Origin of the sequence: Micromonospora violae (assembly GCF_004217135.1) — a bacterium.
Lineage (GTDB): Bacteria > Actinomycetota > Actinomycetes > Mycobacteriales > Micromonosporaceae > Micromonospora > Micromonospora violae.
The window spans coordinates 313511-335324 of sequence record NZ_SHKK01000001.1 but is presented as its reverse complement, the minus strand read 5'-3'; the positions used below and the strand labels follow the sequence as shown (position 1 = coordinate 335324).

Genomic DNA, 21814 nt, shown 5'->3' with positions numbered 1-21814 from the left:
GGCCGGCCCAGGCCCGACGGGTGGGCGTCGGGCCGGCGGCGGTCACGTCGCCAACCGGTAGCCGGCACCCCGGACCGTCTCCAGCCGGTCCCGGCCGAGCTTGCGGCGCAGGTAGCCGACGTACACCTCGACGGCGTTCGGCGCGGTCTCCAGGCTCGCGTCCCAGACGTGGTCCAACAACTCGATCTTGGAGATCACCTGGCCGGGTCGGCGCATCAGGTAGTCCAGCAGCGCGAACTCCCGCGCGGTCAGCGTCACCTCGGCGTCCGCCCGGGTCACCCGTCGGCGGGCCGGGTCCAACCGCAGGTCACCGACCGCCAGCACGGCCGGGCGCTCCGGAGCGCCCCGACGCAGCAGTGCCCGCAGCCGGGCCAGCAGCACCACGTACGAGAAGGGTTTGGTCAGATAGTCGTCGGCGCCGCAGTCGAGGCCGTCGGCCTGGTCGTACTCGCCGTCCTTGGCCGAGAGCATCAGCACCGGCAACCAGTGCCGCTCCGCGCGCAGCCGCCGGACCAACTCGTACCCGGAGAGGCCAGGCAGCATCACGTCGAGGATCATGGCGTCGTACCCGCCGTGCCGGGCCGCGTCCAGGCCGGCCGGGCCGGTCCCCGCCAGGTCCACCGCGAACCCCTCCGCCTGCAGGCCGCGTTGCAGCGCAGCCGCCAACCGGGTCTCGTCCTCCACCACCAGCACGCGCACAGCTCAAGGGTGCCACCCGGGTCAATCGGCGCGGTTCGGTGTCCTCAGCGCGTTCACAGCACGGAGAGGGCAGGATGGCCGCAGGAGGTGCCACCATGTCCGTCCTGAGAAGCCGTCCCGTCCTGCGGTGGCTGGTCCCGGCCACCGCGGCCGTCGCCGTCATTGGCGGTGGCGCGGCGATCGGCACGTTCGCCGCCGAAGCCGAGCCGAGCCTGCCGCCCCGAACCGCCGCTCAGCTCCTGGTCGACCTGCAGACATCCCGGTTGGAGGGGTTGTCCGGGACCGTCGTGCAGCGCGCCGACCTCGGCCTGCCGCCGCTCGCCGGTCTGCTCCCCGGCAACGAGCTGACCACCCTGCTGACCGGCACGCACACCCTGCGGGTCTGGTACTCCGGGCCGGATAAGCAGCGGGTCGCGCTGCTGGACACCCTCGGCGAGCAGGACATCATCCGCAACGGCCCGGACCTGTGGACCTGGCAGAGCCGCACCAACACCGCCACCCACCGCGCGCTGGGCGACAAGGCCGGGGCCTTCAAGCCCGCCCCGGAACCGGCGGCGAGCCTGCCGGCCACCCCACAGCAGGCCGCCGACCTGGCGTTGGGCGCGATCGACCCGAGCACCGAGGTCAGCGTCGGCCGCTCGGCCACCGTCGCCGGCCAGGACGCGTACGAGCTGGTGCTCCAACCGCGTGACCGGGACTCACTGGTGCACCAGCTGCGGATCGCCATTGACGCCAAGCAGCACGTGCCGCTGCGCTTCGAGGTGCTCGCGAAGGGCAGTGACCAGCCGGCCTTCGAGGTGGCGTTCACCCAGGTCGACTACCGCCGCCCCGACGCCGACCAGTTCACCTTCAACCCGCCGCCCGGCGTGACGGTCACCGAGGAGAAGGCCGAGGGGCCGACGGGCAAGCCCGGTCACGTCGAGTCGGCGGCCGACCCGCAGGTCCGCACGGTGGGCGACGGTTGGACCACGGTCTTCGTCGCCCGCCTGGACGGGGCGGTCGGCGGCGGGCCAGCCGCCCGGAAGCCGGCCGCTCCCCCGGCCGGCGCGGACGTGGACCTGTCGAAGCTGCTGGGCGGGCTGCCCGCCGTCAGCGGTGACTGGGGCAGCGGTCGACTGTTCAGCGCCAAGCTGTTCAGCGTGCTGCTCACCGACGACGGCCGCGTGCTCGCCGGAGCGGTGACGCCGGATCGGCTCTACCAGGCCGCGCGCGGCTGATCTCCGCGGTATTCGCGCCGGGTCGACCTGACGGTCGGCCCGGCGCTTTGCTGTGGGTGAGGCCCGGGTCAGCGGAGGCCGAGGGCGCTGAGGTACGCGTCGGCGAGGACCGCGTGGCCGGGCAGGTACGGGTGGACCCGGTCGTCGGCCCAGCGCTTCGCCGGGCTCACCGCCAGCACCCGGTCGAACGCCGCCTGGTTGGGCACGTGCACCGCGTCGAACTCGGCGGCCAACCCCGCCACGACCTCCGCGTACCGGTCGGTGTCGGCGCGCTGCGGGTCGCCGCGGTCGGCCTCGATGAAGAACGGGTCGCCAAGGATCAGTCGGCATCCCGTGGCGGCGACCACCCGCCGCAGCAGATCACGCAGGGTGCGCTCGTACTCGTCGATGCCGACGGCCTCAGCCGGTCGGTCGGTGTAGCGCCGCCAAATGTCGTTGATCCCGATCAGCACCGCGAGCCAGTCGGGGCGCTCGGCGATCGCGTCGGCGTCCCAACGGGCGGCCAGGTCCCGCACGGTGTTGCCGCTCACACCCCGGTTGACCCACTCGATCTCCAGCTCCGGGTGCCGCGCGTCGACCAGGGCACGCACGAGGCTCACATATCCGTTGCCGTAGGGCGCGGCGACATCGCGTCGACCACAATCGGTGATGCTGTCCCCGACGAAGACCACCCGTTGCCCGGTCCGCAGGATCATCCGCCGCCACCTCGCGATCACCGGCGCGCCGGCCCGGGCGGCTTGGTGAGAACCGGCGGGACGCGCTATCTTCAACAGTTCGAAGGGCACAAAAAAGAACGGCTAAAAGCCGTTCCTGCAAAGGATTCTAATCTTTAGGGAGACGGCTTGTCAAGGCACTCCGGCGGTTCCGGCGAATTGCCGCTCGACGACGAGATCGGTCGCGAGCAGGAGTACGTCTCGATGCTCTACAACCGGCTGGACGAGCTGCGTGAGCAGGCCGCCCACCGACTCACCGCCGAACTGCACAACACCGGCGGCACCCTCCAGGACCGCTCGCAGCGCGACAGCTCGGTAGCGATGTACGCCGATCAGGTCGAACAGTTCTCCGCCGTGGAGAACGGGCTCTGCTTCGGTCGACTCGACGGCGACGACGACTCCCGCCGCTACATCGGCCGGATCGGCATCTTCGACACCACCGGCGACTACGACCCGCTGCTGATGGACTGGCGGGCCCCCGCCGCCCGCCCGTTCTACCTCGCCACCGCCGCGAACCCGCAGGGCGTACGCCGCCGCCGGCACCTGCGTACCCGGCAGCGCAAGGTGACCGGCCTCAATGACGAGGTGCTCGACATCGACACCGCCTCCCCCGGCGCGCACGAGGAGCTGACCGGGGAGGCGTCGCTGCTCGCCGCGCTCAACGCGGGCCGTACCGGCCGGATGCGCGACATCGTCGAGACCATCCAGGCCGAACAGGACGAGATCATCCGCGCCGAACTTCCGGGCGTCATGGTGGTTCAGGGCGGCCCCGGCACCGGCAAGACCGCCGTCGCGCTACACCGGGCGGCGTACCTGCTCTACACGCACCGCCGCGAACTCTCCAGTCGCGGTGTGCTGCTGGTCGGCCCGAACGCCACCTTCCTGCGCTACATCTCCCAGGTGCTGCCGACGCTGGCCGAGACCGGTGTGCTGCTGCGTACCCAGGGTGATCTCTTTCCCGGGGTGAGCGCCCAACGGTCGGAGCCGGCCGAGACCGCGGCGCTCAAGGGCCGGGCGGTGCTGGCCGAGGTGTTGGCGCGGGCCGTACGGGACCGGCAGTGGGTGCCGGACGAGCCGCTGGAGGTCGAGGTCGAGCGGGAGACGCTCACCCTCGACCCGGAGGTCGTCCGCGCCGCCCGGGACCGGGTCCGCCGCACCGACCGACCGCACAACCTGGCCCGCGCGCTGTTCGACGTGGAGATCGTGCACGCGCTCGCCGAGCAGGTGGCCGAGCGGATCGGCGCCGACCCGCTCGGCGGGGACAACCTCCTCGACGAGGCGGACCGGGCCGAGATCCGGCGGGAGCTGCGCGAGGAGCCGGAGATCCGGGCCACCCTCGACCAGCTGTGGCCGGTGCTCACCCCGCAGCGGCTGCTCGCCGACCTGTACGCCGACCCGGACCGGATCGCCGTCGCCGCGCCGATGCTCACCGAGGACGAGCGGGCGCTGCTGCGGCGTGAGCGCGGCGGTTGGACGCCGGCCGACGTTCCGCTGTTGGACGAGGCAGCTGAGCTGCTCGGCGAGGACGAACGCGCCGCCGCCGCCCGGCGCGACCGGATCCGCCTGATGGAACGGGAGTACGCCGAGGGTGTGCTGGAGATCGCCCGAGGTTCCCGGTCGATCGACGTCGAGGACGAGGCTGAGGGCGGTGAGATCCTCGGCGTGACCGACCTCATCGACGCGGATCGGCTGCTGGAACGGCAGGAGGAGGCCGACCGGCTCACCACCGCCCAGCGGGCCGCCGCCGACCGCACCTGGGCGTTCGGGCACGTCATTGTGGATGAGGCGCAGGAGTTGTCGCCGATGGCCTGGCGGTTGCTGATGCGCCGCTGCCCGAGCCGGTCGATGACGATCGTCGGGGACGTCGCGCAGACCGGCGCGCTCAGTGGCACGCCGTCCTGGGCGGACGCCCTCGCCCCGTACGTCGAGCAGCGGTGGCGGCTCACCGAGTTGACGGTCAGCTACCGCACCCCCGCCGAGATCATGGCGGTCGCGGCCGACGTACTCGCCGAGATCGACCCGGCGCTGCGGCCGCCGCGTTCGGTGCGGGAGAGCGGCGTACCCCCGTGGGACCGGACGGTGCCCGACGGGCGGTTGGCGGCGGAGTTGGTCGCCGAGGCCACCCGGGAGGCGGCCGGGCTGACCGAGGGCCGGCTCGGGGTGCTCGTGCCGGCCGGCCGGGTGGGCGAGTTGGGCGCGGCGGTGACCGCCGCCCTGCCGGAGGCGGCGGTGGGCGAGCATCCGGAGTTGGAGAGCCGGGTGGTGGTGCTGACGGTCGCGCAGGCCAAGGGGTTGGAGTTCGACTCGGTGCTGGTGGTCGACCCGGACCGGATGGTGGCCGAGTCCCCCCGGGGCCGCAGCGACCTCTACGTGGCCCTAACCCGCGCCACCCAACGCCTAGGCGTCCTGCGCCCCACCCCCTAACCCCACCCCGCCCTAACCCCACCCCAACTCGCTCGTTGATCATGAGGTTGGCGTGGACTGTGATCTCCAACAGCCACGCCAACCTCATGATCACGCTGGAGCGGGCCCGGGGTTAGTCGTTGGGCGATCTTTCTTGGATGGACTTGGCCGAGCCGGTCGCCGATGTGGACTGATCGCTCGTGCCACCGCCCATCGGCGTGCTGAGGCCGCCGGTGGTGGCGTCGCCGGTCGTGGTCGGTGCGATCTTGCCCGGGTGCCGCTCCGGCTGCCGGGCCACCCGGCGTACGCTCGCCGGCCCGGCGGTGCCGCCGGTGGTGGTCACCGCGCCCTGCCCGCCGACCGGGCCACCATCGCGCAACACCTGTGGGTCGATCCGTTCCTTCGCCGGATCGAACGGGTCATCGCGCTGAATCTGGCTCTCCACATCGGTGCGGGGCACCGTCACCTCGTCGAGGGCGCCCTTGCCGTACACGCCGCCGGCGATCCGGTCTTCGGCCTCGCGGGCGGCGTTCTGCCGCATGTCGTCCTCACGCACGTCCATCACCTCGCAGAAGCTGTGGAACTGACTGCGTGCCCGGCCACCCGCCGACCAAACCCGGCGTGACCGGGAGGTCGTCCGCAGCGGTTCACCGTCGCGCCGCCCGCTGGCCGTCTGCCCGCCGCCCGTGATGTCCATGCTGTCCGGCGACCGGTGGGAGTCGCCCGCCGGCAGGAGGGGAGGACAGCGTGCGCACAGTACGCCGTACCGCCGTCGCGGCCCTGGTGGCCGCGACGGTGACGACCGGACTCGCGGTGCCCGCCCAGGCGAAGCCGCGACCGGACCGGACATTCGACGTGCAGGCCCACCGGGGTGGCCTCGGGCTGCGCGTGGAGAACACCCTCGCCTCCTTCGGCAACGCCCTCCAACTCGGGGTGACCACCCTCGAACTGGACGTGCAGATCACCGAGGACGGTCAGGCCGTCGTCACCCACGACCGGAAGATCAGCGGCGCCAAGTGCGTCGACACCACCCCGGTGACGCCCGGTGACCCGGAGTTCCCGTACGTCGGGAAGTACATCAACACGCTCACCCTCGCCCAGGTGCGCACGTTGGACTGCGGGTCGAAGACCCTCGCGGACAAGCCGGGGCAGGTCGCCGTCCCGGGTGCTCGGATGCCGTTGCTGCGTGAGGTGTTCGCGCTGGTCAACCGCTACCGGGCGAAGGACGTGAAGTTCAACGTCGAAACCAAGGTCGAGGCGGGCGCCCCGACCGAGACCGCCCCCCGCGAGCAGTTCGTCCGGGTCACCGCGGCCGAGATCCGCGCCGCCGGGCTGCTCAAGCAGGTCACCATCCAGAGCTTCGACTGGGGCGCGCTGATGCGCATGCGCCAGGTCGAGCCGAAGCTGCCGCTGGTGGCCCTGACCAACTACGACTTCCTGCAGACCGGCCAGCCGGGAGCCTCGCCGTGGCTGGGCGGGCTGGACATCGACGACTTCGGTGGCGACCCGATCAAGGCGATCCGCAGCTTCGGCGCCAGCGCCTTCTCACCGGTGCACGGCATGCCGCAGAACGGCACGGTCACCGACCCGGGCTACCAGCCGTACGTCACCAAGGAGATGGTCGCCCAGGCGCACCGCTACGGGATCAAGGTGATCCCGTGGACCGTCGACGATGTGCCGACCATGGCCAAGCTCATCGACGACGGCGTGGACGGCATCATCACCGACTACCCGGACCGGCTGCGCGGCCTGCTGGCTCAGCGCGGCTACCGGCTGCCGAAGGCGTACGCGTCGCCGTTCGACATCCAGGCGCACCGCGGTGGCCGGGCCACCCGACCGGAGAACACCCTGCCGGCGTTCTCGAACGCGCTGTCCAACCGGGCCATCTCCACGCTGGAGTTGGACACCGGGGTGACCGCCGACGGCAAGCTCGTGGTGCTGCACGACCGCACCGTCAACGGGTCGCACTGCGTCGACACCAAGCCGGTGCGCCGCGGTGACCGCATGTTCCCGTATGTGGGCAAGCCCGTGCACGAGCTGACCCTGGCGCAGCTCAAGACCATCGACTGCGGCACGAAGACACTGCCCGAACTGCCCGCCCAGGTGCCCGCGCCGGGTGCCCGGATCCCGACCCTGGACGAGGTCTTCGCCCTGGTGAAGGCCAGCGGCCGCAGTGACATCGGGATGAACATCGAGACGAAGATCAGCCCGGTGGTGGACGACACCGAGCCGTACCGCAGCTTCACCCGCAAGCTGGTCGACGCGATCCAGCGCGCCGGCTTCACCAACCGGGCCACCATCCAGTCGTTCGACTGGCGCACCATCACCTACGCCCGCCAGCTCGACCGGCGGATCGGCACCGTCGCGCTGGTCTGGCAGTACGGGCCGGAGGAGTGCAAGACCCTCGCCGACGAGTGCTCGTTGCAGGCGGCCTACGGCAACCCGTCGGTGAAGAGCCCGTGGACCGGTGGACTGGACTGGTGGAAGTACCGGGACCTCGGCAAGCTGACCCGGGCCGCTGGTGCCGGCACGGTGTCCGCCAACTGGCAGGTGCACGACCCGAACCAGGGCACCGTGGCCTCGGCCGACTGGTACCTGCGGGAGAATCCGGCGTACTTCCACGGACCGGACGTCCGGACCCTCCAGACGCGGTACGACCTGAAGGTGATCCCGTACACCATCGATGACGCGACGGTGATGCAGCGGGTCATCGACCTCGGCGTCGACGGCATCATCACCGACGACCCGGACCTGTTGGTGAGCGTGGCCGTCCGCAACGGCCTGCGCTGACCCGACGCACACCCCGATCGCCGGCCGGATTTTTCCGGCCGGCGATCGGTGTTACCTGCTCCGGGGCCTCGGGTAGTCGGGGGTTGTCCCCGCCACGAAAGCGAACCGTGCCGTGGCCGAAACGCGGTAGCGGGGCGAGGGAATGCAGGTACGACTCATCGCATCCTGAGGAGGACCAGATGAGCACGCAGGCTGCTTCCACCCGGCCGATGAACCGGCCCATGAACGACCCGCAGAATCCCGCTGCGATGCGGAACACGCAGCAGATGCCGGTCATGCACGACGGGCATCGGAACGACATGCAGGCACCTGGTACGGAGACCAAGCAGGCGTTCAAGACCACCGAGTTCTGGATCTACCTGATCGCGGTGGCCGCCGTACTGGGCGCGTCGCAGGTCGTCGGTAAGAACTCCGCAGGGGTGGACATCTTCCGGGCCGACAACGCCTGGTTCCTGATCACCCTGCTGACGCTGGGCTACCTCGGTAGCCGTGGCCTCGCGAAGGCCGGCAGCAACTGGCGCAGCGGCGAGGAGCGCAAGGCCCGGCACTGACCCCGTCTTCCATAGGACAGTGGCCTCCGGGAACTTCCCCGGAGGCCACTGCTCGTGTTTTGACCATCGAGGGGATTCGTGGTGGTCGAGGTCTAGCGGAATGGGGAGGACCCTGTCCATGATCTGAGTTCTCACACAAAGATCATCAATGGGCAGGGTCCTCGATGAGAAGCGTAACGGCTACCGGTGCCGGTGACAGCGAGCTGGGCCGGATCTTGTTGGATGCGTGGCGGCGGGAGTTGTACGAGGGCGTTCTCGCGTCCCGGTCACGGACGTTGTTCTCGCTGGTCGACGAGTTGGCCGCTGATCAGGGCCGGTGTGGTTGCCCGGCGCATCTATCGCTGAGCACGGTCACCGGGCACGCTGCGGCGTACCGGGCGTTACGTGACGGCGAGATCGACACCGGCCGGGCGTTACGGGCGGCGTGCGAGATCGCCACGCGGTCCGGTCTGCCGCGGGTGTATGCCGTTGACACCACCGCGTGGCCGCGGCCGACCGCAGCCACCAGCCCGGACCGGCAGCCGCAGTACACCCCCGGCGGGCCCCGCGGCACGGCGCTGATCAAGACGGGGTGGCGGTATCAGCATGTCGTGCGGCTGTCTCTGACTCCGGACTCGTGGGTCGTGCCGGTGCTGGCCGACCGGATCGCCTCCGACGACGATCTGGTGGAGGTCACCGTGGACCACATCACCCGAGTCTGCGCCCAGGACGGCGCCCGCCCGGCCGATCCGTCACTGTTTCTGCTGGACTCCGGTTATCCCGCGGCCCGGATCACCCATCTGCTGCGCGAGCGCGGGATTCCCGCGGACGTGCTAGTCAGGCTGGCGACTTCGCAGACCATGTGGACCCGGCCCGAACGCCGGGCCGCTCACCCCCTCGGAGGCCGGCCCCGCCGGCACGGGTTCCGCCTCGCTCTGCGCGAGCCCGGCCTACCCCCGGATACCGGTGTCAGCGGCCCGGTCGGTATCTACGGCACCGTCACCGTCCGGGCCTGGCATCAGGTCCATCCCAAACTCACCCGCGCCAGCCGGGGCTTCACCGGCCAGGGCACCCTCCCGATCGTCGAGGGCAGCGTGCTCCTCGCCCGGGTCCAACACCTGCGCCCCAGCCGCCGCGCCGGCGACCTCGCTCTCTGGTACTCCGGCCGCCGCCGCGACCTACTCACCCTGGTCATGACCTACCTGGCCCGCTTCGACATCGAGCACTACTTCCGATATCTCAAGAGCACCGCCCAGGCCCCGGACTTCCACCCCCGCCAGCCCGGCACCCTGACCACCTGGCTACGCCTGCACGCCTACGCCTACCTACACCTGTTCTGCGCCCGCACCCACATCACCCACCACCGACTGCCCTGGGAACCCGCCACCACCACCAGCCCGACCCCCGGCCAGACACGCCGGCAGGTTTCGCCCGCTCTGCGCAACGCCTGGCAACCACCAGGCAACCCGAAACCCGGACACCCCGGACCCGGCCGCCCCGCCGGGAAACGCCGCAAACGCCGAACCCGCTACCCGATCATCCGCAAAAACGCCGTCCACAAGGGCAAATGACAGCCCTCACCCACACCACCACGAACACACCCCCACCACACCGCCAAACCACCCTGCCCACAGAACGGTCAAAACACGAGCAGTGGCCTCCGGGAACTTCCCCGGAGGCCACTGTCGTCGTGTGTGGAGGAGTTACTCGTCGCCGCCGAAGTCGCCGAAGTCGCCCTCGAACGCGTCCTCGATCAGCTCGCCGGCGATCATGCCGCCGGCGACGCCGAGGGCCGCCCCGGCCACCATGCCGCCCATGCCGGACCCACGACTGTGGCCGTGGCCGTGGCCGTGACCCGCGCCGTACTGCGAGCGCAGCGTGCCGTAGCGGGAGGTCGTCTCGCGCAGCCAGCCGTCGACGACCTGCGCCCAGTCCAGCCGGTCAGCGTCGGCGTGCGACACCTGGTAGCGGCCGAACGCGTCGTGCCCGGCACTGAGGAACCCGCCGCGCTTGTCGCACTCCAGGATGACCTCCACGCCGTGCGGGCTGGTCACGAAGGTCAGCTCGACCTCCCGGATCGTGCTGGCGTACTGCGGGGCCGAGAAGAACTCGATCTCCTGGTAGAACGGCAGCGTCTGCTGCACACCCCGGATGTGACCCCGCTCCAGGTCGGCGTGCTTGAACCCGAAGCCGAGGCGCTGGAACGCCTCCAGGATCCGCTCGTGCACCGGCAGCGGGTGCACCGCCACCAGGTCCAGGTCGCTCTTGTCGACCGCGCGGGCGATCGCCAGCTCGGTGCGCAGGCCCATCGTCATGCCGTGCAGTCGCTGGCCGTACACGTCGGTGATCGGGGTCTCCCACGGCACCGGCAGCTGGAACGGGATCGAGACCTGCTGCTTCGGGGCGAGTTGGAGCGGGCCGCTGACCACCATGCGGTGGAACTCCATCGTGCCCGCGTACTCCGTGTCGTGTCCCTCGACCTCGACCCGGGTGACCAGGCCGATCACCACCTGCTCGATGGCTGCCTCAGCGTCGCCACCGACGAGGTTGACCTGCCCGTCGAGGGTCAGGCCGGGCCGGGTGTTGGGGTTGGTCAGCACGGTGTCCACGCTGGGACCGCCCACACCGAACGCGCTCAACATCTTCTTGAAGACCATCGGAACTCCTGTGCGACGCCGACCGCTCCAGGTTGGAGTCGGACGTTGACTCGACCGGCACCCTATCCAGCACCCCTGTGAGATGGCTGTGAAGCGCCGCGCGACGCTCCGCCGGCGTGGCGTTTCGGGGTCGAGCCGGTTGACGGGTGGCGAGGCTTTGGAGCTGATGTCGCAAACGATTCAGGCGGTCGACCTCGATCACGCATCAGGGCGCGAAATCGCCGTCCTTCACCCCGTCGACGAACGCCGTCCAACCGCCTGCCGGGTAGACGAGGGTCGCCGCCGCGCGATCCTTGCTGTCCCGCACCGCCACTCGACCGGAACCGTCCAGGATCGGCCCCGCCTCGACGCAGCTACCACCGTTGCTGTTGCTCCGGGTGCTGACGTGCCAGGCCACCGCTGGTAAGGCTTCACTCATGGCAGTCCCTCCTTGATCTCCGCGATCAGCTCGGCCGCCTCGCGCCGACCCAACGCGACACCACGAAGCCGATCGTACGCAAGCGCGTAGCGCTTTGACGTTGGAGATTCCATGAAACGGCGCCCGCCCAGCGTCTCGGCATAGGCGACCTCCGGGTATGGCTTGGGCATCCCGAAGAGTACGAACGAGCCATCGAGACCGGCGTGCAGCCCCACCCGTGATGGCAGCACGCGAATGTCAATGTTCGGTTTTCCAATCAGGTCGCCCAGGTGGTGGAGTTGGCCGCGCATCACGGCAGGACCACCGACGGGTCGGCGCAGTACGGCTTCATCGATGATCGCCGCCACGCGGACAGCCGGGTCTCGCGTGAGCACACGTTGACGGTCGATCCGGAGCTGAAGCCACTTGCCGACCGAGAAATCTGTCGCGCCCTCGCCTTCCGCGTTGCGGATCACTGCCTCCGCGTAAGCCGGCGTCTGCATGAGGCCCGGCATGAGAAAGGCATCCCACGAGTAGATGCGCTCGGCCCTACTCTCTAGCCAGGGGAAATCGATGAATGAGGCGTCGACCAGTTCGTCATAGTCGTCGTCCCACCGATCTGTTCGCCACGCATCCTCAGCAAGCTGGATGAAGCGATTCCGCTCGCGCCCGTCGTGCTCGCCGTAGAGGTCGAGCAGCGACACGACGACTCCACGCCGGAACGGCCACTCGGCACGCTCCCAACGGGCAATGGACGAAAAGTCGCGCTCCAGGAACTCGGCGGCCTGCTTGAGAGTAATGCCGCGTTGCTCTCTTAGCTGCCGCATCTGCTGACCGAGCCACTGGGCACGCAGCGTTTGTACGAACGATTCACGCCTGGCGGGCATGGTGTCCCTCTCCTCGCGGACCCTCAAGACGGATGTTGTTGGTGTCGTTGCACCAATACCGGGGCCACTGGAAACGTGGCCTTCGGGTGAGGGTGATCGCCGGCCCCCGGGGACGCCCGGTGCAAACACGGCAACCGCGGCTGTGCCAACAGCCGAGAAGGTGACGAGAGACGGCCTCGCGAGTGGCAGGCGCATACCGGCTCTCGTCGGGTCTCAACTAGAGCGTCGGGATGTGCGAATCCCGGCTCCGAACCGACTTGAACGAATAACTACCACGGCACAGGGCGCCTTCGCGACCCTGACCCGCCCATCGGTCGACGACGCGCGAGGTGATGAATGACCCGAGGGACGCTCTACGACGGCACGCCGCACGGCGGCGCTCGGCTGGCTCGGCTGCACCCGAGTCAGGTCCGCGACCGGCAGTTCACCGTCGTCGGTCTCGGCCGACGAGGCCTGGACCCCAGGGAGGTACGACGGTTCCTGCACCGCGTGGCGCTCGACCTGGCGACGCTGCACCGCGATGTGGCTCGGCTCAGCGAGGAGAACGCCCGGGTGAAGCGCGCGCTGCGCGACTGGCAGAGCGCCTGGTCCGAGCGGCGTCAGCCGTGAGCCCGGGATGGGCGCATCAGTACAGCGGGCTCTTCACGCAGTTGCCGCGGTTCGCTCTCGAGGCGTACCGGGAGGGGCCTCGGCATGTGATCCACCTGCCGGTGGCGGTCACCGACCTGGCCGAGGCGGTGGATCTGGCGCGGACGCTCGCCCGGTCGCTGGCCTCCACGCCGCAGGTCGACGTCGGCGGTACCACCGTCTCGGCCGAGGACGCGCAGCACGTACGACACTGGGTGTTCTGCGACCGTGTCCTGCCCGACCGCCGCCGCTGCGGGCGGCCGGCCGACCACGCCGAAGCCTGCCGGCCCAACGACGGCCAGTGAGGCGGTCGGGCCCAGCTCCCCTTCCGCGATCTTGCGTTTTTGGTTGCGAACTAAGGGGCACTACACGCATCTCGACGTCCGAAAGTGCAAGATGGGCACGGCGCGGCTTTAGGGCTGCACGATCACCAGTTCGCCTACCTGTTCGCCGATCGTGGTGCGGGCCTCGACCGGCAGCCCGGCGTCGGTGATCAGCACGTCGGCGGCCTCCAGCGGGGCGATGGTGGCGATGCCGATCGTCTCCCACTTGGTGTGGTCGGCGAGCACCACGAGCCGGCGGGCCGCGCCGATCAGGCACCGGTTGACCCCGGCCTCCAACAGGTTGGGCGTGGTGAACCCGGTGCGTGGGCTGAGGCCGTGCACGCCGAGGAAGAGCAGGTCGACGTTGAGCGCGCTGATCGCCGCCTCAGCCACCGGCCCGGTCAAGGCATCCGACGGCGTACGGATGCCGCCGGTCAACACGACAGTCTGGTCCGCGCGCGGGTTCTGGTAGAGCGCGTCCGCCACCGGGATCGAGTTGGTCACCACGGTCAGCCCGCGTACGTCGGAGAGGAGCCTGGCCAGCGCGGCGGTGGTGGTGCCGGCGGAGAGCGCGATGGCCATCCCCGGCTCCACCATCCGCGCGGCGCGCTCGGCGATGGCCCGCTTCTCCGCTTGCTGGCGGATCGACTTCGCGGCGAAGCCAGGCTCCTCGGCCGAGCCCGGCCCGGCGAGGGTCGCGCCGCCGTGGACCTTGTCCACCAGGCCGCGCTCGGCCAACACCTCCAGGTCACGCCGGATCGTCATGTCGGACACGCCGAACCGACTGACCAGGTGACTCACCCGCACCCCGCCGCGTTGGCGGATCAGATCGAGGATGGCGGTCTGCCGCTGCTGGGCGAGCATCTGGGGAACCTCCTTCGCGCCGTGCCTGTCGTGCGGATCAGGCCCGATCCTCACGGATGACAGCCACCTCACCGGCGGGCACCGTCAGCTCACCGGCACACGGTGCGCCAGTCAACAGCTCCATGCCGTGCGCCGGCAGCCGTACCTCGGTGTCGGTGTGGTTGATCGCGAACAGCCAGGTCCGGTCGCCGTCGCGTCGGCGAACCACCTCGACCCCGGACGGCGCCTGCGCCGCCGGGCGGACGTCGGCCTCGGTGACCAGCCGGGCGACGAGCCGATCCATGGCCGGCTCGTCCAGGCGGGTGCCGACGTACCAGGCGACGCCGTCACCCACCCGGTGCCGGGTCAGTGCCGGCACGCCCGGCAAGGGCCCATCGGTGTACGACGTGAGCACCTCGGCGCCCTCGGGGTGCAGCCACTCGGTCCACACGTCGGCGGTGCTGCCGTCGTCGAGACGGACCTGCTCGCCCTCGCGCAGCGGGAAGAACTCCTCGGTCCGGACGCCGAGCAACTCCCGGAACGCGCCCGGGTAGCCGCCGAGCCGGATGTGGTCGTTGTCGTCCACGATGCCGCTGAAGTAGGTGACCGCCACTGTGCCGCCGGCCTCGACGTAGCGGTGCAGCGCGGCGGCGTCGGCGTCCCGGACCAGGTAGAGGGTCGGCACCAGGACCAGCCGGTAGCCGCTGAGGTCGGCCGACGGGTGGACGATGTCGGCGGTCACGCCGGCGCGCCAGAGCGAGCCGTACAGGGCGTTCAGCCGGTCGGCGTAGGTGACGTCGACGCTGGGGTGCGAGTCCAACTCGACACCCCACCACGCTTCCCAGTCGAACAGGATCGCCACGTCGGCGTCGACCCGGCTGCCGCGTACCTCGGCGAGGGCCGTGAGGTCCGCGCCGAGCTGGCAGACCTCGCGGAACACCTTGGTGTCCGGCCCGGCGTGCGGCACCAGCGCGGAGTGGAACTTCTCCGCACCGGCCCGGGAGGCTCGCCACTGGAAGAAGAGCACCCCGTCGGCGCCGCGGGCGACGTGCGCGAGGCTGTTGCGGCGAAGCTGCCCGGGCAGCTTCGCCACGTTGCGCGGCTGCCAGTTGACGGCGCTGGTGGAGTGCTCCATGAGCAGCCACGGTTCGCCGCCGGCGACGCCCCGGGTGTGGTCGGCGGCGAGCGCCAGCCCGAGGTGCGCCTGCGGGTCGGCGGCGGTCAGGTAGTGGTCGTTGGAGACCAGATCCACGTCGGCGGCCCAGGAGTGGTAGTCCATGTGCTTGACGCCCAAGCCGATCATGAAGTTGGTGGTGATGGGCTGCCGGACCAGCGTCTGCAACACCTCGCGTTCGGCGCGCAGTTGGGCGCGCTGCTCGTCGGAGGAGAACCGCAGGAAGTCCAACTGCTGCGTGGGGTTGGCGAAGGTCGGCGCGGTGCGCGGCGGGTTGATCTCGGCCCAGTCGCCGTAGCGCTGGCTCCAGAACGCGGTGCCCCAGGCGTCGTTGAGCCGGTCCAGGTCGCCGTAGCGCTCGCGTAGCCAACCACGGAACGCCTCGGCGCTGACGTCGCAGTAGCAGTGCACGTTGTGGCAGCCCAGCTCGTTGGAGACATGCCACATCACCACGGCGGGGTGCTCGGCGTACCGGTCGGCGACCGCGCGCACCAGCTCCAGCGAGCGCTCCCGGAACACCGGGGAACTGGGGCAGTACGCCTGTCGTCCGCCCGGCCAGAGGATCGCGCCGTCGGCCCGGCGGGGCAGCGTCTCCGGGTGCACGCGGGCCAACCACGGCGGTGGGCTGGCGGTGGCGGTGGCCAGGTCGACCTGGATGCCGCCGTCGTGCAGCAGGTCCAGTGCCCGGTCCAGCCAGCCGAACTCGAACCGGCCCGGGGTGGGCTCCAGCAGGGCCCAGGAGAAGATGCCGACGGAGACCAGGTTGACCCCGGCCTGACGCATCAGCTCGACGTCCTCCGACCAGGTCTCCTCGGGCCACTGCTCGGGGTTGTAGTCGCCGCCGAAATAGATGCTGTCACCCTGCCATCGCCGCATGACAGCTGAGGGTGCACCCGCTGGTCCACGGAAGTCAACAGGTTCCAACATTGAGCTTCGTTTTAAGCTTTCCTAGGTAACGGCCGTGTCACGACTGGGTTATCAGAGGCGAACTGCCCTCTTGACAGCGCCCGACCGCAGGGTAGCTTGAGGCCCCAATGGCCGTTCGTGTTCGCCAATGTGGATTCTCGGTGGATCTTTATGTGTGATCACGACGCCGGACCTGCCTTCACCACCCCTGACGGCCCTTGGGCGTAGCACCTCTTCATCCGCAGGAGGCACAGATGTCCCGTCCCCAATCCCAAGCCGAGTACCTGGCACGGCTCGTACCGCCCTCAGTCGCCGGCCTCAACCGCCGATCGTTGCTGGCCGGCGCGGCCGGCACGGGCGCGCTGCTCGGCACCGGCCTGCTCGCCGGCTGCGGCGACGACTCCGGCTCCGGCGGCTCCTCGAAGGAGGTGTCGCTCGGCTCGAACCAGTCCGACCCGAAGCCGAAGGACGTGCTCGTCAAGGTCACCGACGGCTTCAAGACGTCGTCCGGGGTGCAGGTCGCGGTGAACACCGTCGACCACAACACCTTCCAGGAGAACATCAACAATTACCTACAGGGCAAGCCGGACGACGTGTTCACCTGGTTCGCCGGCTACCGGATGCGCTTCTTCGCCCAGAAGGGCCTGGCTGGCGACATCAGCGACGTGTGGGGCAAGCTCACCGGCTACTCCGACGCCTTCAAGAAGGCCTCCACCGGCGACGACGGCAAGCAGTACTTCGTCCCGGCGACGTACTACCCGTGGGCGGTCTTCTACCGCAAGTCGGTGTGGCAGCAGCACGGCTACCAGGTGCCCACCACCCTGGACCAGTTCACCACCCTCGCCGGACAGATGAAGAAGGACGGCCTGACCCCGATCGCCTTCGCCGACAAGGACGGCTGGCCGGCGATGGGCACCTTCGACATCCTCAACCTGCGCATCAACGGCTACCAGTTCCACATCGACCTCATGGCCGGCAAGGAGGCCTGGACCTCCGACAAGGTCAAGAAGGTCTTCGACACCTGGGCCGGTCTGCTCCCCCTGCACCAGCCGGACAGCCTCGGGCGGACCTGGCAGGAGGCCGCGCAGTCGTTGCAGCAGAAGAAGAGCGGCATGTACCTGCTCGGCCTCTTCGTCGGTCAGCAGTTCAACAACGACGAGCAGGACGACCTCGACTTCTTCACCTTCCCCGAGATCGACCCGTCGATCGGCGCCAAGGCGCTCGACGCCCCGATCGACGGGTACATGATGGCCCGCAAGCCCAAGAACCCGGACAACGCGCGCAAGCTGCTGGAGTACTTCGGTGGCAAGGCCGCTGCGGACATCAACCTCAAGAACGACCCCGCCGTCCTCGTCGCCAACAGTGGCGCGGATGTCGGCGGCTACACCGCGCTGCAGAAGAAGGCCGCCGAACTGGTCGGGTCGGCCACCGAGATCGCCCAGTTCCTCGACCGGGACACCCGGCCGGACTTCGCCTCCACGGTGATCATCCCGGCGCTCCAGCAGTTCATCAAGGACCCCAAGGACATCGACGGTCTCACCTCGTCCATCGAGAACCAGAAGAAGTCGATCTTCACTGACTGACGGCGGAAGGGGGAGGACATCGTGTCCGACCTGCCCCTGATCCAAGCGGATCGCGCCGTGCCGCCGCCGGCGGCGACCACCTCCACGGGTGGTCGCCGCCGTCGGCTACGGCTTTTGTCCCGCACCGACCGCGTGGTCATCACGCTGATGGTGCTCGTCCCGCTGCTGATCGTCACCGGGTTCGTCTGGATGCCGGCGGCAGCCACCGTGCTGCTCTCCGGCACCAACTGGGACGGCATCGGCCCCCTCAACGAGATCGAGTTCGTCGGCGCGCGCAACTACAGCGACGTGGTGAACATCTACCCGCCGTTCGTGCCGGCGATCCAGCACAACCTGCTCTGGCTGGCGGCGCTCTTCGTGGTCGCCACCCCGTTCGGCATGTTCCTGGCCGTGCTGTTGGACAAGGAGCTGCGCGGCAGCCGCTTCTACCAGACCGCGCTCTACCTGCCGGTGGTGCTGTCGCTCGCGCTCATCGGCTTCGTCTGGCAGTTGCTCTACTCCCGGGACCAGGGCCTGATCAACGCCGTCTTCAACAGCAGCATCGACTGGTACGGCGACTCGAACGTCAACATCTGGGCGGTCATGGTCGCCTCCGGCTGGCGGCACGTCGGCTACATCATGCTGCTCTACCTGGCCGGCCTGAAGGGCGTCGACCCGTCACTGCGCGAGGCAGCGTCGGTCGACGGCGCCTCAGAGAGCCGGACGTTCTTCCGGGTCGTGTTCCCGGTGCTACGACCGATCAACATCATCGTGCTGGTGGTGACCGTGATCGAGTCGCTGCGCGCGTTCGACCTGGTCTGGGTGGTCAACAAGGGCCGCAACGGCTTGGAACTGATCTCCGCGCTGGTCACCCAGAACGTGGTGGGCGAGGCGAGCCGGATCGGCTTCGGCTCGGCCCTGGCAACGATCATGTTGGTCGTCTCGCTGGTCTTCATCACCATCTACCTGGCGACCGTGATGAGGGAGAACCGGGAATGAGCGTCGACACTCCGGCCCGCCGCCGTCGGCTGACCCCGCCGCGGATACTGCTGCACGGCTTCCTCATCGTCGTGTCGCTGGCCTGGCTCTTCCCCATCGCCTGGGCGGTGCTGACCTCGCTGCGGTCGTACGACTACACCGCCACGAACGGCTACGTCTCGTTCGGCGGCTGGACCTTCGACAACTACGTCACCGCCTGGCGGACGGCGGAGTTCGGCCAGCACTTCCTCAACTCGGTGTACATCACCGTGCCGGCGGTGCTGCTCACCCTCTTCCTCGCCTCCTGCGTGGCGTTCGTCATCGCCCGGTTCAGTTGGAAGCTCAACCTCGTCCTGCTCGGCGTCTTCACCGCGGCCAACCTGCTGCCCCAGCAGGCGCTGCTCATCCCGCTGTTCCGGCTGTTCACCGAGGTGCCGCTGCCGGAGTTCATGAGCGACTCGGAGCTGCTCTACGACAGCTACTGGGGCCTGATCCTGATCAACGTGGCCTTCCAGTGCGGCTTCTGCGTCTTCGTGCTCAGCAACTACATGAAGGCGCTCCCCCGCGACCTGTACGAGGCGGCGATGGTCGACGGGGCGAGCATCTGGCGGCAGTACTGGCAGGTCACCATGCCGCTGTGCCGTCCGGCCCTGGCCGCGCTGGCGACGCTGGAGGTGACCTGGATCTACAACGAGTTCTTCTGGGCCACCGTCCTCATGCGCACCGGTGACAAGTTCCCGGTGACCAGCTCGCTCAACAACCTGCGCGGCGAGTTCTTCACCGACAACAACCTGGTCTCGGCGGGCAGCGTGCTCGTCGCGATCCCCACCCTGGTGATCTTCTTTATGCTCCAGCGGCACTTCGTTCGGGGCCTGACCTTGGGAGCCTCCAAAGGATGACGATCCTGCACCTGCGCCGCGCACGGACCAGCCTGGTGCTCGACGCGAGCGGCCCGGGGCTGCCCCGGGTCGTGCACTGGGGCGGCGACGTCGGCGACCTCGACGACGACGGCCTGCGCCAGCTCACCGAGGCGACCGTACCGCCGGTGGTGCCGAGCAGCTTCGACGAGCCGACCGTGCTGTCCCTGCTGCCGGAGGCGAGCGCCGGGTGGAGCGGCCGACCGGGGTTGGCCGGGCACCGCGACGGCACCGGCTGGTCCACGGCGTTCCAGCTGGACGGTCTCGACGTGCGCGACGGCGGGTCCGACACGGCGCAACTGACGGTGCGAGCGTCGGACCCGGCCGCCGGGCTGACCCTGACCATCGAGATCACGCTCGACCCGTACGGGCTGCTGACTGTTCGGCACCGGCTGCGCAACGACGGCGACAGCGCGTACGAGCTGCGAGAGCTGACGCCGGTCCTGCCGGTGCCGGCGGTCGCCACCGAACTGCTCGACCTGACCGGCCGGTGGTGTCGGGAACGGTCCCCGCAGCGGCACCAGTGGCAGCACGGCGCCTGGGTCCGCGAAGGTCGGCACGGCCGTACCGGGCATGACGCCCCGCTGCTGCTGGTGGCCGGCACCGCCGGTTTCGGCTTCGGTCACGGCGAGGTCTGGGCGGTGCACACGGCGTGGAGCGGCGACCACGTCACGTACGCCGAACGTCGGCCCACCGGCGAGTCGGCCCTCGGCGGCGGCGAGCTGCTCGCCCCCGGGGAGATCCGGCTCGGCCCCGGCGAGTCGTACGAGACTCCCCTGCTCTACGCGGTCTGGTCCGACGCCGGGCTGGACGGGCTCAGCGACGTGCTGCACACGCATCTCCGGGCCCGCCCCGGGCACCCGCGCTCCCCCCGCCCGGTGACCCTCAACGTCTGGGAGGCGGTCTACTTCGACCACGACCTGGACCGCCTGCGAGCGCTCGCCGACCGGGCCGCGCAGCTCGGCGTGGAACGGTTCGTGCTCGACGACGGGTGGTTCCGCGGTCGGCGCGACGACACCGCCGGGCTCGGCGACTGGTACGTCGACGACGGCGTCTGGCCGGACGGCCTGCAACCGCTGATCGACCACGTGAACGCTCAGGGCCTTCAGTTCGGCCTCTGGGTCGAGCCGGAGATGGTCAACCCCGACTCGGACCTGTTCCGCGCGCACCCCGACTGGCTGCTCGCCGTGCCGGGGCGGCTGCCGCCGGCCTGGCGTAGCCAGCAGGTCCTCGACCTGGGCCGCCCCGAGGCGTACGACTATGTGCGGGAACGCCTCGACGCGCTGCTCACCGACCACCCCGGCATCCGGTACCTCAAGTGGGACCAGAACCGGGACCTCACCGAGGCCGGGCACCATGGCCGACCCGGGGTGCACGGGCAGACCCTGGCGGTCTACCGGCTCCTCGACGAACTGCGCGCTCGGCACCCCGGTGTGGAGATCGAAAGCTGCTCGTCGGGCGGGGCCCGGGTGGACCTGGCCATCCTGGCGCGCACCGACCGGGTCTGGGCCAGCGACTGCAACGACGCGTTGGAGCGGCTCAGCATCCAGCGCTGGACCGGTCTGCTGCTGCCGCCGGAGCTGATGGGAACCCACATCGGCCCGGAACGCTCGCACACCACCAACCGCGTACACGACCTGGGTTTCCGGGCGGCGACCGCGCTCTTCGGCCACCACGGCATCGAGTGGGACGTCGCGTCGATCAGCGCCGCCGAGCAGACCGAGCTGGCCGCCTGGGTGGCGCTGCACAAGCGGCTGCGCCCGCTGCTGCACGCCGGCCGGGTGGTCCGGGTCGATCACCCCGACCCGGCCGTCTGGGCGCACGGCGTGATCGCTCACGACAAGACCCGAGCGGTGTACGCGGTGGCACGGCTGACCACCTCGGTGACGGAGGTTCCCGGCGCGGTGCGGCTGCCCGGCCTCGAGCCGGGCCGGCGGTACCGGGTGCGACCGGCGTCGGGCGTACCGGCGCCGGCGACCATCGAGCGGTCGGCGCCCCCCTGGCTGGCGGGTGGTGTCACCCTCAGCGGGGCGGCGCTGGCCCGGGTGGGTGTGCAGCTGCCCGCCCTGCATCCGGAGCAGAGTGTGGTGCTGGAGGTCGACGCCGTCGGCTAGAAATTTCTTTGCTCGGGGTGTCGAGAACGGCGGGGCTTGCTTCTACCTCAGGGTGAGAGCACCGACGAAGGTGCGCA

General features: G+C 69.9%; 19 protein-coding genes. 11 read left to right on the top strand and 8 right to left on the bottom strand.

Annotation, left to right across the window (positions count from 1 at the left end; all coding sequences use genetic code 11):
* Nucleotides 1–42: 42 nt before the first annotated feature.
* Entirely contained in the window at nt 43–699 is a 657-nt protein-coding gene (locus tag EV382_RS01540) for a response regulator transcription factor (protein WP_130399870.1), read from the bottom strand.
* A gap of 95 nt (nt 700–794) precedes the next feature.
* On the opposite strand from EV382_RS01540, the gene EV382_RS01535 reads away from it, so the two are divergent.
* Nucleotides 795–1916 (top strand): LolA family protein, encoded by a 1122-nt coding sequence (locus EV382_RS01535; protein ID WP_130399869.1) that lies wholly within the window; start codon nt 795–797, stop codon nt 1914–1916.
* 68 nt (nt 1917–1984) lie between these two features.
* Here the strand turns inward: EV382_RS01535 and EV382_RS01530 are convergent, their stop codons facing one another.
* On the bottom strand, nt 1985–2611 hold the full coding sequence (locus EV382_RS01530; protein WP_130399868.1) for an SGNH/GDSL hydrolase family protein: 627 nt from the start codon (nt 2609–2611) through the stop codon (nt 1985–1987).
* 147 nt (nt 2612–2758) lie between these two features.
* On the opposite strand from EV382_RS01530, the gene EV382_RS01525 reads away from it, so the two are divergent.
* On the top strand, nt 2759–5053 hold the full coding sequence (locus EV382_RS01525) for a HelD family protein (protein WP_130399867.1): 2295 nt from the start codon (nt 2759–2761) through the stop codon (nt 5051–5053).
* A gap of 112 nt (nt 5054–5165) precedes the next feature.
* Here the strand turns inward: EV382_RS01525 and EV382_RS01520 are convergent, their stop codons facing one another.
* Nucleotides 5166–5588, bottom strand: coding sequence for a hypothetical protein (locus EV382_RS01520; RefSeq protein WP_130399866.1), 423 nt, complete (start codon nt 5586–5588; stop codon nt 5166–5168).
* 191 nt (nt 5589–5779) lie between these two features.
* On the opposite strand from EV382_RS01520, the gene EV382_RS33195 reads away from it, so the two are divergent.
* The 3 genes from EV382_RS33195 (at nt 5780) to EV382_RS33190 (ending at nt 9923) form a co-directional block, all read left to right on the top strand.
* Complete coding sequence (locus EV382_RS33195; RefSeq protein WP_130399865.1) at nt 5780–7822, top strand: glycerophosphodiester phosphodiesterase family protein; 2043 nt, start codon at nt 5780–5782, stop codon at nt 7820–7822.
* Between the two features lie 266 nt (nt 7823–8088).
* A complete protein-coding gene (locus EV382_RS01510) occupies nt 8089–8373 on the top strand; it encodes a hypothetical protein (protein ID WP_208758545.1) in 285 nt (94 codons plus the stop codon).
* A gap of 164 nt (nt 8374–8537) precedes the next feature.
* A complete protein-coding gene (locus EV382_RS33190; RefSeq protein ID WP_244236484.1) occupies nt 8538–9923 on the top strand; it encodes a transposase in 1386 nt (461 codons plus the stop codon).
* A 132-nt stretch (nt 9924–10055) separates the two neighbouring features.
* On the opposite strand, the gene EV382_RS01500 is transcribed toward EV382_RS33190, so the two are convergent.
* The 3 genes from EV382_RS01500 to EV382_RS01490 all read right to left on the bottom strand — a co-directional run bounded on the left by EV382_RS01500 (nt 10056) and on the right by EV382_RS01490 (nt 12293).
* Complete coding sequence (locus EV382_RS01500) at nt 10056–11009, bottom strand: sporulation protein (protein ID WP_130399863.1); 954 nt, start codon at nt 11007–11009, stop codon at nt 10056–10058.
* 205 nt (nt 11010–11214) lie between these two features.
* Nucleotides 11215–11427, bottom strand: a complete 213-nt coding sequence (locus tag EV382_RS01495; protein WP_130399862.1) for a DUF397 domain-containing protein — start codon at nt 11425–11427, stop codon at nt 11215–11217.
* Nucleotides 11424–12293 (bottom strand): helix-turn-helix domain-containing protein, encoded by an 870-nt coding sequence (locus tag EV382_RS01490; RefSeq protein WP_130399861.1) that lies wholly within the window; start codon nt 12291–12293, stop codon nt 11424–11426. The genes EV382_RS01495 and EV382_RS01490 overlap by 4 nt, the downstream gene beginning before the upstream one ends.
* Nucleotides 12294–12629: 336 nt before the next feature.
* Here EV382_RS01490 and EV382_RS01485 point away from each other — a divergent pair, with 336 nt between their 5' ends.
* Nucleotides 12630–12902, top strand: coding sequence for a DivIVA domain-containing protein (locus EV382_RS01485; protein ID WP_130399860.1), 273 nt, complete (start codon nt 12630–12632; stop codon nt 12900–12902).
* Nucleotides 12903–12988: 86 nt separating this feature from the next.
* Nucleotides 12989–13225, top strand: a complete 237-nt coding sequence (locus EV382_RS01480; RefSeq protein ID WP_130408333.1) for a hypothetical protein — start codon at nt 12989–12991, stop codon at nt 13223–13225.
* 108 nt (nt 13226–13333) lie between these two features.
* On the opposite strand, the gene EV382_RS01475 is transcribed toward EV382_RS01480, so the two are convergent.
* Both EV382_RS01475 and EV382_RS01470 read right to left on the bottom strand, forming a co-directional pair.
* Nucleotides 13334–14107, bottom strand: a complete 774-nt coding sequence (locus EV382_RS01475) for a DeoR/GlpR family DNA-binding transcription regulator (RefSeq protein ID WP_130399859.1) — start codon at nt 14105–14107, stop codon at nt 13334–13336.
* Nucleotides 14108–14144: 37 nt separating this feature from the next.
* A complete protein-coding gene (locus tag EV382_RS01470; RefSeq protein ID WP_130399858.1) occupies nt 14145–16136 on the bottom strand; it encodes a beta-galactosidase in 1992 nt (663 codons plus the stop codon).
* Nucleotides 16137–16420: 284 nt separating this feature from the next.
* On the opposite strand from EV382_RS01470, the gene EV382_RS01465 reads away from it, so the two are divergent.
* Genes EV382_RS01465 through EV382_RS01450 form a run of 4 tightly spaced genes read left to right on the top strand, consistent with a single transcriptional unit; the run spans nt 16421 to nt 21737 of the window.
* The gene (locus tag EV382_RS01465; protein WP_130399857.1) at nt 16421–17749 is read left to right on the top strand and encodes an ABC transporter substrate-binding protein; all 1329 of its coding nucleotides are present in this window, start codon (nt 16421–16423) and stop codon (nt 17747–17749) included.
* Between the two features lie 21 nt (nt 17750–17770).
* Nucleotides 17771–18727 carry a carbohydrate ABC transporter permease gene (locus EV382_RS01460; protein WP_130399856.1) on the top strand — a complete coding sequence of 319 codons (957 nt, stop codon included), beginning with the start codon at nt 17771–17773 and terminating at the stop codon, nt 18725–18727.
* Nucleotides 18724–19605, top strand: coding sequence for a carbohydrate ABC transporter permease (locus EV382_RS01455; protein ID WP_130399855.1), 882 nt, complete (start codon nt 18724–18726; stop codon nt 19603–19605). Before EV382_RS01460 ends, EV382_RS01455 begins: the two co-directional genes overlap by 4 nt.
* Nucleotides 19602–21737, top strand: a complete 2136-nt coding sequence (locus EV382_RS01450) for an alpha-galactosidase (RefSeq protein WP_130399854.1) — start codon at nt 19602–19604, stop codon at nt 21735–21737. The genes EV382_RS01455 and EV382_RS01450 overlap by 4 nt, the downstream gene beginning before the upstream one ends.
* The last annotated feature ends 77 nt before the right edge of the window (nt 21738–21814 follow it).

Excerpts from the sequence above, each read along its gene's own strand:
- EV382_RS01535 (WP_130399869.1), top strand. The coding sequence starts at position 795 with ATGTCCGTCCTGAGAAGCCGTCCCGTCCTGCGGTGGCTGGTCCCGGCC.
- EV382_RS01530 (WP_130399868.1), bottom strand. The coding sequence starts at position 2,611 with ATGATCCTGCGGACCGGGCAACGGGTGGTCTTCGTCGGGGACAGCATC.
- EV382_RS01510 (WP_208758545.1), top strand. The coding sequence starts at position 8,089 with ATGCCGGTCATGCACGACGGGCATCGGAACGACATGCAGGCACCTGGT.
- EV382_RS33190 (WP_244236484.1), top strand. The coding sequence starts at position 8,538 with ATGAGAAGCGTAACGGCTACCGGTGCCGGTGACAGCGAGCTGGGCCGG.
- EV382_RS01500 (WP_130399863.1), bottom strand. The coding sequence starts at position 11,009 with ATGGTCTTCAAGAAGATGTTGAGCGCGTTCGGTGTGGGCGGTCCCAGC.
- EV382_RS01495 (WP_130399862.1), bottom strand. The coding sequence starts at position 11,427 with ATGAGTGAAGCCTTACCAGCGGTGGCCTGGCACGTCAGCACCCGGAGC.
- EV382_RS01490 (WP_130399861.1), bottom strand. The coding sequence starts at position 12,293 with ATGCCCGCCAGGCGTGAATCGTTCGTACAAACGCTGCGTGCCCAGTGG.
- EV382_RS01485 (WP_130399860.1), top strand. The coding sequence starts at position 12,630 with ATGACCCGAGGGACGCTCTACGACGGCACGCCGCACGGCGGCGCTCGG.
- EV382_RS01475 (WP_130399859.1), bottom strand. The coding sequence starts at position 14,107 with ATGCTCGCCCAGCAGCGGCAGACCGCCATCCTCGATCTGATCCGCCAA.
- EV382_RS01470 (WP_130399858.1), bottom strand. The coding sequence starts at position 16,136 with ATGCGGCGATGGCAGGGTGACAGCATCTATTTCGGCGGCGACTACAAC.
- EV382_RS01465 (WP_130399857.1), top strand. The coding sequence starts at position 16,421 with ATGTCCCGTCCCCAATCCCAAGCCGAGTACCTGGCACGGCTCGTACCG.
- EV382_RS01455 (WP_130399855.1), top strand. The coding sequence starts at position 18,724 with ATGAGCGTCGACACTCCGGCCCGCCGCCGTCGGCTGACCCCGCCGCGG.
- EV382_RS01450 (WP_130399854.1), top strand. The coding sequence starts at position 19,602 with ATGACGATCCTGCACCTGCGCCGCGCACGGACCAGCCTGGTGCTCGAC.